The sequence below is a fragment of the Geobacillus thermodenitrificans subsp. thermodenitrificans DSM 465 genome (assembly GCF_000496575.1).
GTDB lineage: Bacteria > Bacillota > Bacilli > Bacillales > Anoxybacillaceae > Geobacillus > Geobacillus thermodenitrificans.
Genome location: NZ_AYKT01000007.1, coordinates 1 through 16,343, shown reverse-complemented (window position 1 = coordinate 16,343; position 16,343 = coordinate 1). Strand labels below are relative to the sequence as shown.

General features: G+C 48.1%; 13 protein-coding genes. 7 read left to right on the top strand and 6 right to left on the bottom strand.

Going from position 1 to position 16,343, the window contains the following annotated elements; translation table 11 throughout:
• Positions 1-10: 10 nt before the first annotated feature.
• The 6 genes from mnmG to rpmH form a co-directional block, all read right to left on the bottom strand.
• The gene (mnmG, locus tag DSM465_RS0108110) at positions 11-1,900 is read right to left on the bottom strand and encodes a tRNA uridine-5-carboxymethylaminomethyl(34) synthesis enzyme MnmG (protein WP_008880827.1); all 1,890 of its coding nucleotides are present in this window, start codon (positions 1,898-1,900) and stop codon (positions 11-13) included.
• A gap of 16 nt (positions 1,901-1,916) precedes the next feature.
• Positions 1,917-3,305, bottom strand: coding sequence for a tRNA uridine-5-carboxymethylaminomethyl(34) synthesis GTPase MnmE (gene mnmE / locus DSM465_RS0108105; protein ID WP_029761074.1), 1,389 nt, complete (start codon positions 3,303-3,305; stop codon positions 1,917-1,919).
• A 276-nt stretch (positions 3,306-3,581) separates the two neighbouring features.
• Entirely contained in the window at positions 3,582-4,238 is a 657-nt protein-coding gene (gene jag / locus DSM465_RS0108100; protein WP_029761073.1) for an RNA-binding cell elongation regulator Jag/EloR, read from the bottom strand.
• Positions 4,235-4,999: a YidC family membrane integrase SpoIIIJ gene (gene spoIIIJ, locus DSM465_RS0108095; RefSeq protein WP_008880830.1), complete on the bottom strand. Its 765-nt coding sequence runs from the start codon at positions 4,997-4,999 to the stop codon at positions 4,235-4,237. The genes jag and spoIIIJ overlap by 4 nt, the downstream gene beginning before the upstream one ends.
• A 73-nt stretch (positions 5,000-5,072) precedes the next feature.
• The gene (rnpA, locus tag DSM465_RS0108090; RefSeq protein WP_011888464.1) at positions 5,073-5,438 is read right to left on the bottom strand and encodes a ribonuclease P protein component; all 366 of its coding nucleotides are present in this window, start codon (positions 5,436-5,438) and stop codon (positions 5,073-5,075) included.
• A 79-nt stretch (positions 5,439-5,517) separates the two neighbouring features.
• Positions 5,518-5,652: a 50S ribosomal protein L34 gene (rpmH, locus tag DSM465_RS0108085; protein WP_003397591.1), complete on the bottom strand. Its 135-nt coding sequence runs from the start codon at positions 5,650-5,652 to the stop codon at positions 5,518-5,520.
• Positions 5,653-6,128: 476 nt separating this feature from the next.
• On the opposite strand from rpmH, the gene dnaA reads away from it, so the two are divergent.
• From dnaA to DSM465_RS0108050, 7 genes are all read left to right on the top strand, one after another.
• Positions 6,129-7,481, top strand: a complete 1,353-nt coding sequence (dnaA, locus tag DSM465_RS0108080; protein WP_011886589.1) for a chromosomal replication initiator protein DnaA — start codon at positions 6,129-6,131, stop codon at positions 7,479-7,481.
• Positions 7,482-7,652: 171 nt separating this feature from the next.
• Entirely contained in the window at positions 7,653-8,789 is a 1,137-nt protein-coding gene (dnaN, locus tag DSM465_RS0108075) for a DNA polymerase III subunit beta (protein ID WP_029761071.1), read from the top strand.
• Positions 8,790-8,978: 189 nt separating this feature from the next.
• Positions 8,979-9,200: a S4 domain-containing protein YaaA gene (yaaA, locus tag DSM465_RS0108070; RefSeq protein WP_011886590.1), complete on the top strand. Its 222-nt coding sequence runs from the start codon at positions 8,979-8,981 to the stop codon at positions 9,198-9,200.
• Between the two features lie 11 nt (positions 9,201-9,211).
• Positions 9,212-10,330 (top strand): DNA replication/repair protein RecF, encoded by a 1,119-nt coding sequence (recF, locus tag DSM465_RS0108065; RefSeq protein ID WP_008880836.1) that lies wholly within the window; start codon positions 9,212-9,214, stop codon positions 10,328-10,330.
• A 45-nt stretch (positions 10,331-10,375) separates the two neighbouring features.
• Positions 10,376-12,298, top strand: coding sequence for a DNA topoisomerase (ATP-hydrolyzing) subunit B (gene gyrB, locus DSM465_RS0108060; protein WP_011886591.1), 1,923 nt, complete (start codon positions 10,376-10,378; stop codon positions 12,296-12,298).
• Between the two features lie 152 nt (positions 12,299-12,450).
• Positions 12,451-14,919 carry a DNA gyrase subunit A gene (gene gyrA / locus DSM465_RS0108055; RefSeq protein ID WP_011886592.1) on the top strand — a complete coding sequence of 823 codons (2,469 nt, stop codon included), beginning with the start codon at positions 12,451-12,453 and terminating at the stop codon, positions 14,917-14,919.
• Between the two features lie 127 nt (positions 14,920-15,046).
• Entirely contained in the window at positions 15,047-16,108 is a 1,062-nt protein-coding gene (locus tag DSM465_RS0108050) for an HD-GYP domain-containing protein (RefSeq protein WP_011886593.1), read from the top strand.
• The last annotated feature ends 235 nt before the right edge of the window (positions 16,109-16,343 follow it).

Genomic DNA, 16,343 nt, shown 5'->3' with positions numbered 1-16,343 from the left:
CCCTCATGATTTATTCATTCGACACGCGCGCGATTCTTCCTTGTTCCAAATACACTAATAATATCGAAATATCGGCCGGATTGACGCCCGAAATGCGCGATGCTTGGGCAATCGAGAGCGGGCGTACTTGTTTCAGCTTTTGCCGCGCCTCAGTCGCCAGTCCTTGGATAGCGTCGTAATCGATATCTTCCGGAATTTTTTTGTTTTCCATTTTTTTGAGCCGTTCAACTTCTTGCAACGATTTTTGAATATAGCCTTCATATTTGATTTGAATTTCAACTTGCTCAGCCACTTCTGGAGCGATGTCTTCGTCAGCCGGCGCGAGTTTTTGAATATGTTCGTACGTCATTTCTGGGCGCCGGAGCAAGTCTGCAGCGCGGATGCCATCTTTCAGCTCGCTTCCCCCTGCTTGGCGGATCACTTCCTGCACTTCTGGCGTCGGTTTGATGATGACCGTTTGCAACCGTTTTTTCTCCCGTTCGATTGCCTCTTTTTTCGCCAAGAACGCTTGGTACCTCTCTTCGGAAATAAGGCCGATCCGATAGCCAAGCTCGGTCAGGCGCAAATCAGCATTGTCGTGGCGGAGCAACAGCCGATATTCAGCGCGTGATGTCAACAAGCGGTACGGCTCGTTTGTCCCTTTTGTTACTAAATCGTCGATCAAGACACCGATATAGGCATCCGAACGACTTAAAATGATTTCCTCGCGGCCGAGCGCGCGATGGGCGGCGTTAATGCCGGCCATAATGCCTTGACCCGCCGCTTCTTCGTAGCCGGACGTACCGTTAATTTGACCAGCGGTGTATAAGTTTTTCACCAACTTGGTTTCCAACGTCGGCCATAACTGTGTCGGCACAATCGCATCGTACTCGATCGCATAGCCAGCCCGCATAAGCTGCGCTTTCTCAAGTCCAGGAATAGTCTCAAGCAACTTGCGTTGAATATGTTCCGGCAAGCTTGTCGACAATCCTTGCACGTACACTTCTTCCGTTTCCCGCCCTTCCGGCTCGAGGAAAATTTGATGACGCGGTTTGTCGTGGAATCGGACGACTTTATCCTCGATCGACGGACAATAGCGCGGTCCGGTTCCTTTAATCATGCCGGAATACATCGGCGACAAATGCAAGTTTTCGTCAATGATGCGATGAGTTTCCTCTGTCGTATACGTCAGCCAGCAAGGCAGTTGGTCGGTGATGTATTTCGTCGTTTCGTACGAAAAAGCCCGCGGTTCCTCGTCGCCCGGCTGAATTTCTGTTTTGCTGTAGTCAATTGTCCGGCTGTTAACGCGCGGCGGCGTTCCCGTTTTGAAGCGAACGAGCTCGAACCCAAGCTCTTCTAAATGCTCAGACAGCTTAATCGACGGCTGCTGGTTGTTCGGTCCGCTTGAATATTTAATATCGCCAATAATAATTTCCCCACGTAGAAACGTCCCAGTCGTAATGACAACCGCTTTGGCGTAATAATGCGCTCCTGTTTGCGTAATGACGCCTTTGCAGACGCCATCTTCGACGATGAGCCGCTCGACTTTCCCCTGCAGCAACGTCAAATTTTTCTGGTTTTCGAGCGTCTTTTTCATTTCCCGCTGGTAAAGCACTTTGTCCGCTTGCGCACGCAACGCGCGGACAGCCGGCCCCTTGCCGGTGTTGAGCATCCGAATTTGAATGTATGTTTTATCAATGTTTTTCCCCATTTCTCCGCCGAGAGCATCGATTTCGCGCACGACGATCCCTTTCGCTGGGCCGCCAATCGACGGATTGCATGGCATAAATGCGATCATATCGAGGTTAAGCGTAATGACGAGCGTTTTCGCACCGATGCGCGCAGACGCCAGAGCCGCCTCGCAGCCGGCATGACCAGCACCGATGACGATGACGTCATACGATCCTCCGTGATACTCCATTTCGGTTCCTCCTTGTTTATTTTCCTAAACAAAATTGGGCAAACAGCTGATCAATCAGGCTTTCATGCACTGTATCGCCAACGATTTCGCCAAGCAGCTCCCACGCGCGGCGCAAATCGATTTGAACGAGATCGACCGGCATGCCAACATCAATGCCGGACAGCGCATCTTCGATCGCCTTTTTCGCCTGTTCGAGCAACGCGATATGCCGGGAATTCGAGACATAAGTCAAATCGCGGGCTTCGAGTTCACCACCAAAAAATAAGTCAGCAATCGCTTTTTCCAGTTCATCAATTCCTCGTTCACACAATAGTGATGTTGCCACAATCGGCCGGCCAGCCGCAAGCTCTTTGACCCGCTCTATATCAATGTTCTGAGGCAAATCCGTTTTATTGACGATAACAATAACATCCATTCCTTCTGTCATTGCAAACAGCCGCTCATCCTCTTCTGTCAGCGGTTCATGATAGTTCAAAACAAGCAAAATTAAATCGGCCTTCTTCAACATTTGCCGTGAGCGCTCGACGCCAATCCGTTCAACAATATCTTCTGTTTCACGGATGCCAGCCGTATCAATCAAGCGGAGCGGCACACCGCGAACGTTGACATACTCTTCGATGACATCGCGCGTCGTTCCCGGAATATCAGTGACGATCGCTCGGTTTTCGTGAGCAAGCGCATTTAACAGTGAGGACTTGCCGACGTTCGGCCGCCCGATAATAACCGTCGCCAAACCTTCGCGCAAAATTTTCCCTTGGGTAGCGGTCGAAAGCAGTTTTTCAATTTGCCCACGCACGTATTCTGCTTTCTCTTTTAGTAGACGTGGCGTCATCTCCTCGACATCATCGTATTCCGGATAGTCGATGTTGACTTCAACGTGCGCCAACGTTTCTAAAATCGTCTGCCGCAATTCGCGGATCAATTTCGACAAGCGCCCCTCCATTTGCTGCAAGGCGACGTTCATCGCTCGGTCCGTTTTGGCGCGAATGAGGTCAATGACCGCTTCAGCCTGGGATAAGTCGATGCGTCCGTTTAAAAACGCTCGCTTCGTAAACTCCCCCGGCTCGGCGAGGCGCGCTCCGTTCGCGAGCACAAGCTGCAACACCCGATTGACGGAAACGAACCCGCCATGGCAATTAATCTCTACTACATCTTCACGCGTAAATGTTTTCGGCGCCCGCATGACCGATACCATCACTTCCTCAACGATCCGCCCGCTTTTTGGGTCAACAATATGCCCATAATGAATCGTGTGTGACGGCACGTCTTTCAGCTGCTTTCCAGTTGGACTGCGGAAAAGCCGATCGGCGATCTCTACCGCCTCATCCCCGCTCAGCCGAACAATGGCGATCGCCCCTTCTCCCATCGGCGTCGAAATAGCGGCAATTGTATCAAATTCTGTCATGGCTTGTTCACCTCGCTTTTCTCCGTTCCATCTATATCCACAACTTTTTTTGGCCGTATTCACCTTGTGTATTTTTGTTTAGTTCAATTTTAACTTATCCACATGTGAATAACAATATGGCACGCTCAGGCCGGTTGTCTAAAATGTATAGGGCTGATACAAACTATATAGAACATACATTCGCAAAATAAGACATGGTATTAGACATAAACATGTTAGACATTCGCTTCGCCCTAGAAATAGAAGCCAAAAAAAGAGAGGCTTCCTCTATGTTGTTTAAAGAGGTGCCTCTTTCCTTGACGATTTTTTGCCTGCTGCTGGCGAAACGACGATCGAACGATGTGGGTCAACCCCGATCGAATAGGTGGAGACATGTTTATTGCCGGCCAGTGCCAAATGAATGATTTTCCGCTCATGCGCCGGCATCGGCTCAAGCTTGACTTCTTTCCCCGTCTTGACCACCCTAGCCGCTAGCTTATGTGCTAATTCGACAAGCGCCTGTTTCCTTCGTTCGCGGTAATTTTCTACATCGACGGCAATCGACACGTATTCGTCGGCATGGCGGTTGGCGACGAGCTGCGTCAAAAACTGAAGCGCGTTTAACGTTTGCCCGTGTTTGCCAATCAGCAAACCGACCGGCCCTCCTTGAATGTGGAGCGTCACTTGCTTGCCGCGGCGGGCGACTTCAATGTTTGCCCCTTCCGCTCCCATTTGCGTGATAACCTGCTGCAAAAAACGTACCGTCTCCTCAACCGGATCGATTTTCAGCACTGCTTTCACAACCGCCGGCCGACCACCAAACAGGCCGAACCAACCTTTTTTTCCTTCATCGATTACGACGATATCCGCGCGCTCCCGAGGCACGCCGAGCTGTGCGAGCGCCAACTCCACCGCTTCTTCGACTGTTGCGGCAGTCGCGGTCACTTCTTTCACTTTTTCGCTCCTCCTGAATGGGCAGAAACAGCCGGCCCTTTAATGAGATACGTTTGCACAATGGAGAAAATATTTCCAACAACCCAGTAAAGCGACAAGGCGGCCGGGAAGTTGATCGCAAAAATGACAATCATAATCGGCATCATCCAAAGCATCATCGCCATTTGTGGATTTTGCTGAGCAGAGCCGGCCATCATAATTTTTTGCTGGATGAACGTCGTCAATCCGGCAACTAAAGGCAAAATATAGTATGGGTCCTTGTCACCAAGGTCGAACCATAAAAAGTTATGTTGAGCGATTTCCCTTGTGCGCATAATAGCATGGTAGAAACCGATTAAAATCGGCATTTGAATTAAAATCGGGAAGCAGCCAGCCATCGGGTTGACGCCGTGCTTTTGGAACAATAACATCATCTCTTGCTGGAGCTTTTGCTGGGTTTGCGCGTCTTTGGAACTGTATTTTTTGCGCAACGCCTCAATTTCAGGCTGAAGCGCTTGCATCGCTTTCGCATTGCGCGTCTGTTGAATCATCAGCGGCAAAATGAGCAGACGGATGAGAATGGTAACGACAATGATCGATAACCCGAAGCTTCCGCCAAGCAACTCAGCGACATATTTAATAAGCCAAGAAAGCGGATAAACGATATATTCGTTCCAAAATCCCTTGCTTTCTTGGGTGATCGGTTCATTAATTTCCGTGCATCCGGACAGCATGGCAGCCAATGCACTAAGCAAAACAATCAATGGAATTCGCCTTTTCACCTTCTTTTTCCTCCCACATGTACAAGTTCACGTATGTATTTTACCACCTTTTTTCGCCGCGTGGAGCATTTTTTCAAGCCAAATCCGTTGTTCGGCCTCTCTTTTTCAATCCCCCAGCTTTCCGCAGCACATGGAGCAAGCTTTTTTTCACTTCTGCATAGCCCATTTCAGCCACAGGCTGCCTAGCAATAATGACGTAGTCCTTGCCCGGGACAACCTCCTCTTTTAATTCAAGAAAACATTGGCGGACGTATCGTTTAATTTGGTTTCTGACAACCGCTTTGCCAAGCTTTTTGCTGACCGAAAGCCCGATGCGAAAGTAAGGCTGCTCCGGACGGTCAAGCGTATACACAACAAACTGGCGGTTGGCCGTCGAAACACCGCGTCGAAACACTTCTTGAAATTCCTCGTTTTTTTTGATCCGATACTTTTTTTTCATTTTCCCAAAACACTCCACTTGCCTAATTTCCCGACGGCAAAATGTTGAGAAAAAAGACCACTGATGTTTCAGTGGCCTATTATGCAGACAATACCTTTCTTCCTTTGCGACGGCGACGCGCCAATACTTTTCTTCCATTTTTCGTGCTCATGCGCGCGCGGAATCCGTGCACTTTGCTGCGCTTCCGTTTATTTGGTTGATACGTCCGTTTCATCTATGACACCTCCCTAGGGAATAACTGTTACGGGCAGTCTTTCTCATTATATTGAACAATCTTAGCAAATGTCAACCGCCTTCGTATTTTTCTCCCTCTATCACTGTTGTGGATAATTTTTCTGCCCTAAATAATAATCCACAACATTTATCGACATTTTTTTCACATGTTCAGCGGTGTGGATAACGATTTTTTCACAGCCTGTCCGTTTTGTGGATAATCAAAAAAACACCATTGCAACAAGCTGCTTTATTTGCTATTATTAATGTGTTTTCACTATGAATAATCGTGTGGATAAAAAAAGATATCCACATTTGTGGATAGGATGTGGATATATTTTTTCACAGCTTGTTTATAGTGTTGTCCACAGATGGTGGATTTTGTCGAAAAGCCGCCTTTTTTCCTTAAATATATTTTTCCACAAATTTATTTTTTTAAACGAACCATTATCCTCTGAATTAAGGGAGGGGCAACGGGTGGAAAATATCCATGACTTATGGGATCGCGTGCTTGGAGAAATCGAACGAAAAATTAGCAAGCCGAGCTTTGAAACTTGGCTTAAATCGACGAAAGCCCACTCTTTACGAGGTGACACGCTCGTCATCGTAGCCCCAAACGAGTTTGCTAGAGACTGGCTTGATTCCCGCTATTCCCATTTAATTGCGGAAACCATTTACGCGATTACCGGTGAAGAGCTGGCGGTCAAATTTATCATTCCGCCAAATCAGGCTGATGAAAAATTGGAGCTTCCGTCGTCGGCGAAAAAACAACGAAAGCCGTATGAAGAGGCGAACGACTTCCCACAGAGCATGTTAAATCCAAAATATACGTTCGATACGTTCGTTATTGGCTCTGGAAACCGGTTTGCTCATGCCGCCTCGTTAGCGGTCGCTGAGGCGCCGGCTAAGGCGTATAACCCCCTCTTCATTTACGGCGGAGTCGGGCTTGGAAAGACACACTTAATGCACGCGATCGGCCATTACGTAATTGAACATAACCCATCCGCGAAAGTCGTCTATTTGTCTTCGGAAAAATTTACAAACGAGTTTATTAACGCCATCCGCGATAACCGCCCTGACGACTTTCGCAATAAGTACCGGAACGTCGACGTTCTGCTTATTGATGATATTCAATTTCTGGCTGGAAAAGAACAAACTCAAGAGGAATTTTTCCATACGTTTAACACACTGCATGAAGAAAGTAAGCAAATCGTTATTTCGAGTGACCGGCCACCAAAAGAAATCCCGACGCTTGAAGATCGCTTGCGCTCTCGCTTTGAGTGGGGACTGATCACGGACATCACGCCGCCTGATTTAGAAACGCGGATCGCCATTCTCCGCAAAAAAGCAAAGGCAGAGGGATTTGACATCCCGAACGAAGTCATGCTTTATATCGCCAACCAAATTGATTCGAACATCCGTGAGCTCGAAGGCGCTCTTATCCGCGTCGTCGCCTACTCATCGCTCATCAATAAAGAAATCACGGCTGACTTGGCAGCGGAAGCGTTGAAGGATATCATTCCGAGCGCGAAGCCAAAAGTAATTACAATCCAGGACATTCAGCGCGTTGTTGGGCAGCATTTCAACATTAAGCTTGAAGATTTTAAAGCAAAAAAACGGACAAAATCGGTCGCGTTCCCCCGACAAATCGCCATGTATCTCTCCCGTGAGCTGACTGACTGTTCGCTGCCGAAAATCGGCGACGAATTTGGCGGCCGCGATCATACGACGGTCATCCACGCCCATGAAAAAATATCAAAGCTTTTGCAAACCGACACGCAGCTGCAGAAACATTTAAAAGAAATCCAAGAAAAGCTGAAGCAACTGTGAATAACCGGCTTTGTTTTATGCACAGCTTATCCACATGTGGACAGGCTGTGCTTACTTCGCTTTTCTTGTTTATCCACATACTAACAAGCCATATGACTATTACTACGAATTTTTATTTTTATATTTTTATAATTTATTTCCGAACATCAACTAAACGGGGAGGAACGACAAGTGAACATTTCCATTGATCGCGAAGCGCTGGCAAAAAGCGTCCAAGACGTAATGAAAGCTGTATCGACAAGAACAACGATCCCGATTTTAACCGGAATTAAGTTAACAGCAAACGCCCATGGAGTGACGTTGACCGGAAGTGACTCTGACATTTCGATTGAGTCGTTTATTCCGCTCGAAAAAGAGGGACGCTTGCTTGTTGACGTAAAAAGACCCGGAAGCATCGTGCTGCAAGCGCGCTTTTTTGCCGAAATCGTCAAAAAGCTGCCTCAACAAACCATTGAGATTGAAACCGAGGACAACTTCTTGACTGTCATCCGCTCAGGACACTCAGAATTCCGTCTCAATGGCTTAAACGCTGAGGAATATCCACGTTTGCCGCAAATTGAAGAGGAAAACGTGTTTCAAATTCCGGCCGATTTATTAAAAACGCTGATCCGACAAACAGTGTTTGCTGTATCAACATCGGAAACACGCCCGATCTTGACAGGTGTCAACTGGAAAGTCGAAAACGGCGAATTGATTTGTACGGCGACAGATAGTCACCGCCTAGCGATGCGCAAAGTGAAAATCGAAGCGGAAAACGCGATTTCATATAACGTCGTCATTCCAGGGAAAAGCCTCAACGAGCTGAGCAAAATTTTAGATGACGGCAATGCTCCAGTCAGTATCGTTATCACGGCCAACCAAGTGTTGTTTAAGGCGGAACATCTTCTGTTCTTTTCCCGATTGCTCGACGGAAATTACCCGGAGACAGCCCGCTTGATCCCAACCGACAGCAAAACGAACATGGTCGTCAATGCAAAAGAATTTTTGCAAGCGATCGATCGGGCATCCTTGCTTGCAAGGGAAGGAAGAAACAATGTCGTGAAACTGACGACGCTCCCTGGAGGATTACTTGAGATTTCTTCGATTTCTCCGGAGATCGGAAAAGTGACTGAGCAGTTGCAAACCGAGTCGATTGAAGGCGAAGAATTAAACATTTCCTTCAGCGCAAAATACATGATGGATGCGCTGCGGGCGCTTGATGGCAACGATATTCAAATCAGTTTCACGGGGGCAATGCGTCCGTTCTTGTTGCGTCCACTTCATACAGACTCAATGCTTCAGCTTATTTTGCCGGTAAGAACATATTGATAACCCCTTAATAAAGCTAGCTTTACGCGCATAACGGCTGTGCTGTCTTAAACATGACTTTTTCCGTGACCGATGAGAAGGATGGGAATCCCTTTGACTGTCCTTGCTCATCGGCTTTCTTTGCGAGTGGAAGAGTTTTTCGGTAAAATAAAAGAATAGGCAGTTTGAAGGAAAGCGAGCGATAAGCGGATGGAACAAAAAGTAACAATTACTACGGAAACGATTACGTTAGGACAGCTGCTAAAGCTAGTGAATTTGATTGAGACAGGCGGCGCAGCGAAATGGTTTTTGCAAGAATACAATGTATTCGTTAACGGTGAAAAAGAGGACCGGCGCGGCCGGAAACTGAAAGACGGCGACCGAGTTGAGATTGAACGGATCGGCACGTTTATCGTCACGCAAGTGGAGTAGGTGAAGGCCGGGTGTTTCTGACTAACTTAACACTAACGAACTACCGCAATTATGAACATGAGACGTTAAGTTTTGACCAAGGCGTTAACATCATCTTAGGGGAAAACGCCCAAGGAAAGACGAACATGATGGAGGCCATTTATGTTCTGGCCATGGCAAAATCGCACCGCACCACGAACGATAAAGACCTTATCCGTTGGAATGAAGACTATGCTAAAATAGAAGGAAGAGCAGAAAAGCGAAGCGGTTCTTTAGCGCTTGAACTGACGATCTCAAAAAAGGGAAAAAAGGCAAGATGTAACCATATTGAACAGCAGCGGCTCAGCCAATATGTTGGCCATTTAAACGTTGTCATGTTCGCTCCTGAGGACTTGAATTTAGTCAAAGGAAGCCCGCAAGTACGGCGCCGGTTTATCGACATGGAAATCGGGCAAGTATCGCCCGTTTATATACATGATTTAAGCCAATATCAAAAGCTGTTGCAGCAGCGCAATCATTACTTGAAAATGATGCAGGCACGTGAGCAACACGATGAAGCAGTGCTCGACGTATTAACCGAGCAGCTCATGGTGCTGGCGGCAAAAATCACCCTGCGGCGCCGCCAGTTTTTAGCGTTGCTCGAGCAATGGGCAATGCCGATCCACCATGAAATCAGTCGTGGCGCCGAACGGCTTCACATTCGATACGAACCATCAGTTGACGTATCAGAAAAGGCAGAATTGTCGAGAATAGTAGAAGCATACAGTGAAACGTTTGCCGCCATGAGAGAGCGGGAAATTCAGCGGGGAACGACGCTTGTCGGCCCACACCGTGATGACATTGCGTTTATCGTCAATGGAAAAAACGTGCAAACATTCGGCTCCCAAGGGCAGCAGCGCACAACAGCGCTGGCGGTCAAACTAGCGGAAATTGAACTCATCTTTTCTGAGTTAGGAGATTACCCCATTTTATTGCTCGATGATGTGTTGTCGGAACTGGATGACTTCCGACAAACCCACCTCCTTGATGCGATCCGGAAAAAAGTGCAAACTTTTGTCACTACAACAAGTATCGACGGCATTAAGCACGATCTCATTCAAGAAGCGGCCATTTATCGAGTTCACTCCGGTTCGGTAGCCGCCCCTTCTTGATTGTGGAACGTTGAACGTTTGCAAAGAAAGCGTAGGTGATATGGCATGACAATGGAACAACGGGTTGAGCAGGCGTACGATGCGAGCCAAATCCAAGTGCTTGAAGGCCTTGAGGCGGTTCGGAAACGCCCAGGAATGTACATCGGTTCGACAGGACCAAAAGGGCTTCACCATCTCGTCTGGGAAATCGTCGACAACAGTATCGATGAGGCATTGGCCGGCTATTGCACGGAAATTCATGTGACGATCGGAGAAGATAACAGCATTACGATCGCTGACAACGGGCGCGGTATTCCGGTTGATGTGCACGAGGCGACGGGGCGTCCAGCTGTTGAGGTCATTATGACTGTCCTTCACGCCGGCGGAAAGTTTGGTGGAGGGGGCTACAAAGTATCGGGCGGCTTGCATGGCGTCGGTGCCTCAGTTGTGAACGCCTTATCGGAATGGCTCGAAGTTTACGTGTATCGTGACGGAAAAATCCACTACCAAAAATACGAACGAGGTGAACCTCGCACCGACCTGCAAGTTATCGACGAAACGGACCGAACCGGGACGACGACCCGTTTCAAGCCGGACCCGGAAATTTTTACAGAAACAACCGAGTTTGACTATGAGACGCTGGCTACTCGGCTGCGCGAGCTCGCTTTTTTAAACCGCGGCTTGAAAATTACCCTAACGGACGAACGGGTTGACAACCGGAAAAATGAATATTTTTATGAGGGTGGTATTCGCTCTTATGTTCGCCATTTAAACCGGACACGGGAAGTGCTGCACGAAGAGCCGATTTACATTGCTGGCGAGCGCGACGGCATCGCCGTTGAAATTGCCTTGCAATATAACGACGGCTACACAAGCAACATTTACTCATTCGTTAACAACATCCATACGCATGAAGGGGGCACGCATGAGTCCGGCTTTAAAATGGCGCTGACGCGCATTATCAATGACTATGCTCGCAAACAGCAAATTTTTAAAGACAACGATGCCAACTTGACCGGTGAGGATGTGCGCGAGGGACTGACAGCCATCGTGTCGATCAAGCACCCGGCTCCGCAGTTTGAGGGGCAGACGAAAACAAAACTTGGCAACAGCGATGCGCGCACTGTGACAGACGCCGTTTTCTCTGAGCAGTTCGAGACGTTTTTACTTGAACATCCAGCTGTTGCTCGAAAAATTGTCGAAAAAGGTATGATGGCAGCGCGCGCCCGGGTCGCGGCGAAAAAAGCGCGCGAACTGACACGTCGGAAAAGCGCGCTTGAAATTTCCAACTTGCCCGGCAAGCTGGCTGATTGTTCATCGAGAGATCCATCAATCAGCGAACTGTACGTCGTAGAGGGCGATTCGGCGGGTGGTTCAGCAAAACAAGGGCGCGACCGACATTTCCAAGCGATTTTACCGCTGCGCGGGAAAATTCTTAACGTAGAAAAAGCGCGTTTGGACAAGATTTTGTCGAATAATGAGGTGCGGGCAATCATCACTGCGCTTGGCACCGGCATTGGTGAAGACTTTGACATCTCAAAAGCGCGTTACCATAAAGTCATTATCATGACCGACGCGGACGTCGACGGCGCCCATATCCGCACGCTCCTTTTGACGTTCTTTTACCGCTATATGCGTGAATTGATCGAACGCGGCTACATTTATATCGCCCAGCCGCCGCTATATAAAATCGAGCAAGGAAAACAAGTGCGTTATGCTTACAATGACCGTCAGCTCGAAAAAATTCTTGCCGAACTGCCGGCTCAGCCAAAACCGATGATTCAGCGCTACAAAGGATTGGGCGAGATGAATCCAGAGCAACTTTGGGAAACGACGATGAACCCGGAAACGAGAACATTGCTGCAAGTGAGCCTACAAGACGCGATTGACGCGGATGAAACATTTGAAATTTTAATGGGCGACAAGGTGGAACCGCGTCGTCAGTTTATTGAAGAAAACGCCCGTTATGTGAAAAACTTGGATATTTAGGCTGAGAAGAGAGGGAAGCGGCCGCCCTCCCCGCTTTACCTTGCCGACGGGATCACCCGGCGCGCGAGCGAAGCGGCGCCCGCCGCTTGTCTGTTTCTGCCGCTTATAAGGCAGAACGGAGCGGTGGAGGTTCAAAAGGGAGGTTTGGACGAATGGCAGAACACGAACAACCACGCATTCGCGAAGTGAATATTAGCCAAGAAATGCGCTCTTCGTTCCTCGATTATGCAATGAGCGTCATCGTTTCGCGCGCCTTGCCGGATGTGCGCGACGGATTGAAACCGGTGCACCGCCGCATTTTATACGCCATGCATGATCTTGGCATGACCGCCGATAAACCGTACAAAAAATCGGCTCGCATTGTCGGCGAAGTGATCGGGAAATACCATCCGCACGGCGATGCCGCCGTGTATGATACAATGGTGCGCATGGCGCAAGATTTCAACTATCGATATATGCTCGTTGATGGGCACGGCAACTTTGGATCGATCGACGGCGATGCAGCGGCCGCCATGCGTTATACGGAAGCGCGGATGTCCAAAATCGCGATGGAACTGTTGCGTGATATCAACAAAGATACGATCGACTACCAAGACAACTATGATGGCTCGGAAAAAGAGCCGGTGGTGCTGCCGTCTCGGTTTCCAAACTTGCTTGTCAATGGTTCATCGGGTATCGCTGTTGGGATGGCGACGAACATTCCGCCGCATCAGCTTGGTGAGGTAATCGACGCTTTGTTGGCGCTAAGCCAAAACCCGGAAATGACAGTCGCTGACTTAATGGAATACATCCCTGGTCCTGATTTTCCGACTGCCGGACAAATTATCGGCCGCAGCGGCATCCGCAAAGCGTATGAAACGGGACGAGGCTCGATTACATTGCGCGCTAAGGCTGAAATTGAGCAGCATGCCAATGGCAAAGAAACGATTATTGTCAGTGAACTCCCTTACCAAGTGAACAAAGCGAAACTGATTGAACGGATTGCTGAGCTTGTACGTGAGAGAAAAATTGACGGGATTACTGACTTGCGCGACGAGTCGGACCGGAACGGTATGCGCATCGTCATTGAAGTGCGGCGTGATGCGAACGCGAAAGTCGTTTTAAACAATTTGTACAAATATACAGCCCTACAAACAAGTTTCGGAATTAATATGCTCGCCTTAGTGAACGGCGAGCCGAAAGTGCTGAACTTAAAAGAATGCTTGGAGCATTATTTAAACCATCAAAAAACGGTCATTCGCCGCCGGACGGCATTCGAACTCAAAAAGGCCGAGGCACGCGCCCACATTTTGGAAGGTTTGCGTATCGCCCTCGATCATTTGGATGAAGTGATCGACTTGATCCGACGTTCGCAGACAACGGAGGCAGCACGCGAAGGATTGATGGAGCGATTCTCGCTCAGTGAACGGCAGGCACAAGCGATCTTGGATATGCGTCTACAGCGGCTGACCGGCCTTGAACGGGAGAAAATTGAACAAGAATATCAAGACATTGTCCGTCTCATCGCTGAACTGAGAGCGGTGTTGGCTGACGAAGAGAAAGTGTTGCAAATTATTCGCGACGAGCTTAGCGAGATTAAAGAACGATTTAACGATGAGCGGCGTACGGAAATCGTTGTTGGAGCTGTCGAACAGCTGGACGACGAAGACTTGATTCCGCATGAGCATATTGTCATTACACTCACCCATAAAGGCTATATTAAGCGTCTACCTTTATCGACATATCGGAGTCAAAAGCGCGGTGGCCGAGGCGTGCAAGGGATGCACACATCGGAAGACGATTTTGTCGAACATTTGCTTATTACATCGACCCATGACACCGTACTATTTTTTACAAACAAAGGGAAAGTATATCAGGCGAAAGGCTACGAAATCCCAGAGTTCGGCCGAACGGCCAAAGGACTGCCGATCATTAACTTGCTTGAGCTCGATAAAGACGAGTGGATTAACGCTATGATCCCGATTGAAACATTTGACGACGAACGTTACCTTGTGTTTTCGACAAAACAAGGGATCGCCAAGCGCTCCTCACTTTCCTCCTTCGCCCACATTCGCAACAATGGGCTCATTGCTATTCATTTGCGCGAAGGGGATGAGCTGATTTCCGTCAGATTGACGGACGGCCAAAAACATTTGATTATCGGCACGAAAAATGGGATGCTTATCCGTTTCCCGGAAACCGATGTGCGAACGATGGGCCGTAGCGCAACCGGAGTCAAAGCAATCACGCTTGATGACAATGATGAAGTCGTTAGCATGGAGATTTTAGAAGACCACCACGACGTGCTTGTTGTCACGAAAAAAGGATTCGGTAAGCGCACTCCGGCCTCGGAATATCGAGTGCAAAGCCGCGGCGGCAAGGGATTGAAAACATGCAACGTTACAGAAAGAAACGGTTCTGTCGTCGCAGTGACGACTGTCGTTGGCAATGAAGACTTAATGGTGATTACGACCAGTGGTGTACTCATCCGTATTTCGGTCAGTGATATTTCCCGAACAGGGAGAGTCGCTCAAGGTGTGAAACTCATTCGCCTATCTGGTGAAGATGAACACGAGTGCGTCGCCACCGTAGCAAAGGTAACCGAGGAAGAAAAAGAGGAAGAGGAAGGCCATTCGGCTTAGCTTCTATGACGTTCCGTCCATTAAGGTACGGAGCGTCTTTCTTTTTTTTTGGGCCGAAAGCACTGCCATTGGAAGGAAAATCATGTTACGATAGAAATAAATGTTATAGGCAGAGGTGCATAAACGGATGGTGCGCGTCAAATTGGAGCAGCTTCGCGAAGGTTGTGTGCTTGCTCAAGATGTGATTGGCAAAACGAAAAAACCGATTATGCCGAAAAAGACGGTCATCACTAAGCAGTTGTTGCACGTGCTTAGCAAGTTTCTGATTAATGAGGTGGAGATCGAACCGGTATTAGCCAATGGTGAGCCCTTCCTTGCAGGCGACTCCGCCTCAACGAAGGCCGACGAACGTCCGGTTATGTTGTATTTACAAGCAGTCCAACGGTATAAAAAAGCGTTTCAGTCATGGCAAGCGGGGGGAGCGGTCGATATCGTTGAAATCAGAGAGATCGCCATCCCACTTTTCAACAAAATGATAAAGCATAAGCGGGAGTTGCTGATGCTTCACCATTACACAACAAAAGAAGAATATTTATACCATCACGCTGTCAGCGTCGGTTTGCTCGCCGGGTTTCTAGCCATGCAGCTCGGCTACGGTCAAGGTGAATGTCATCAAATCGTGCTCGCTGGCGTTTTATCTGATTGTGGTATGGCGAAAATAAGCAGCCAAATTTTGATGAAACCTTCGGCACTCACCGAGGCGGAGTTTCGTGAAATAGAACAACATCCTATTTTGGGTTATAGGATGGTACAAAACATTGCCGCATTAAACCAAGGAGCAAAGTTGGCTGTGTTGCAACATCACGAGCGAAATGACGGCAGCGGATATCCATTACGAGTCAAAGCTGAAAAAATTCATCCATATGGCCAGCTTATTGCGGTCGCTGACGTATACTATGCAATGACTTCAGAACGTCTGTACCGCCGCAAGCAGTCACCCTTTCGGGCAATTGAAGCCATTCAGCGAGAGCAATTTGGTCGATTAAATGCAGAAGTGGTTGCTTTGCTTGTAAACCATCTCATTAGCTTGCAAACGGGGGCAATTGTCAAACTATCAAACGGTGAAACGGCTGAGGTGATATTTATCCAGCCCGACGAACCAGCAAGGCCGATTGTCAAGGTGATGAAAACTGGTCAGTTGCTTTCATTAGTCGAGCAGCGCGACCTATATATCGAAGAAATTCTATGATGTTGACCGAGAAGTTCCCACCTCAAAGCAACAGTGGGAGACGGATCGGTCGTTTTTTGTGAACTATTATTTCAAAAAAACTGTTGCATAAATAACAGTAACGTGATACAATCTATCTTGCTTGCAACAACGAAATAAAAAAACTATTGACTTTTCGTTGTCCATGCGTTATCATTTAATAGCTGTCATTATTGAGAGATGATAAAAGTTCCTTGAAAACTAAACAAAACACAAG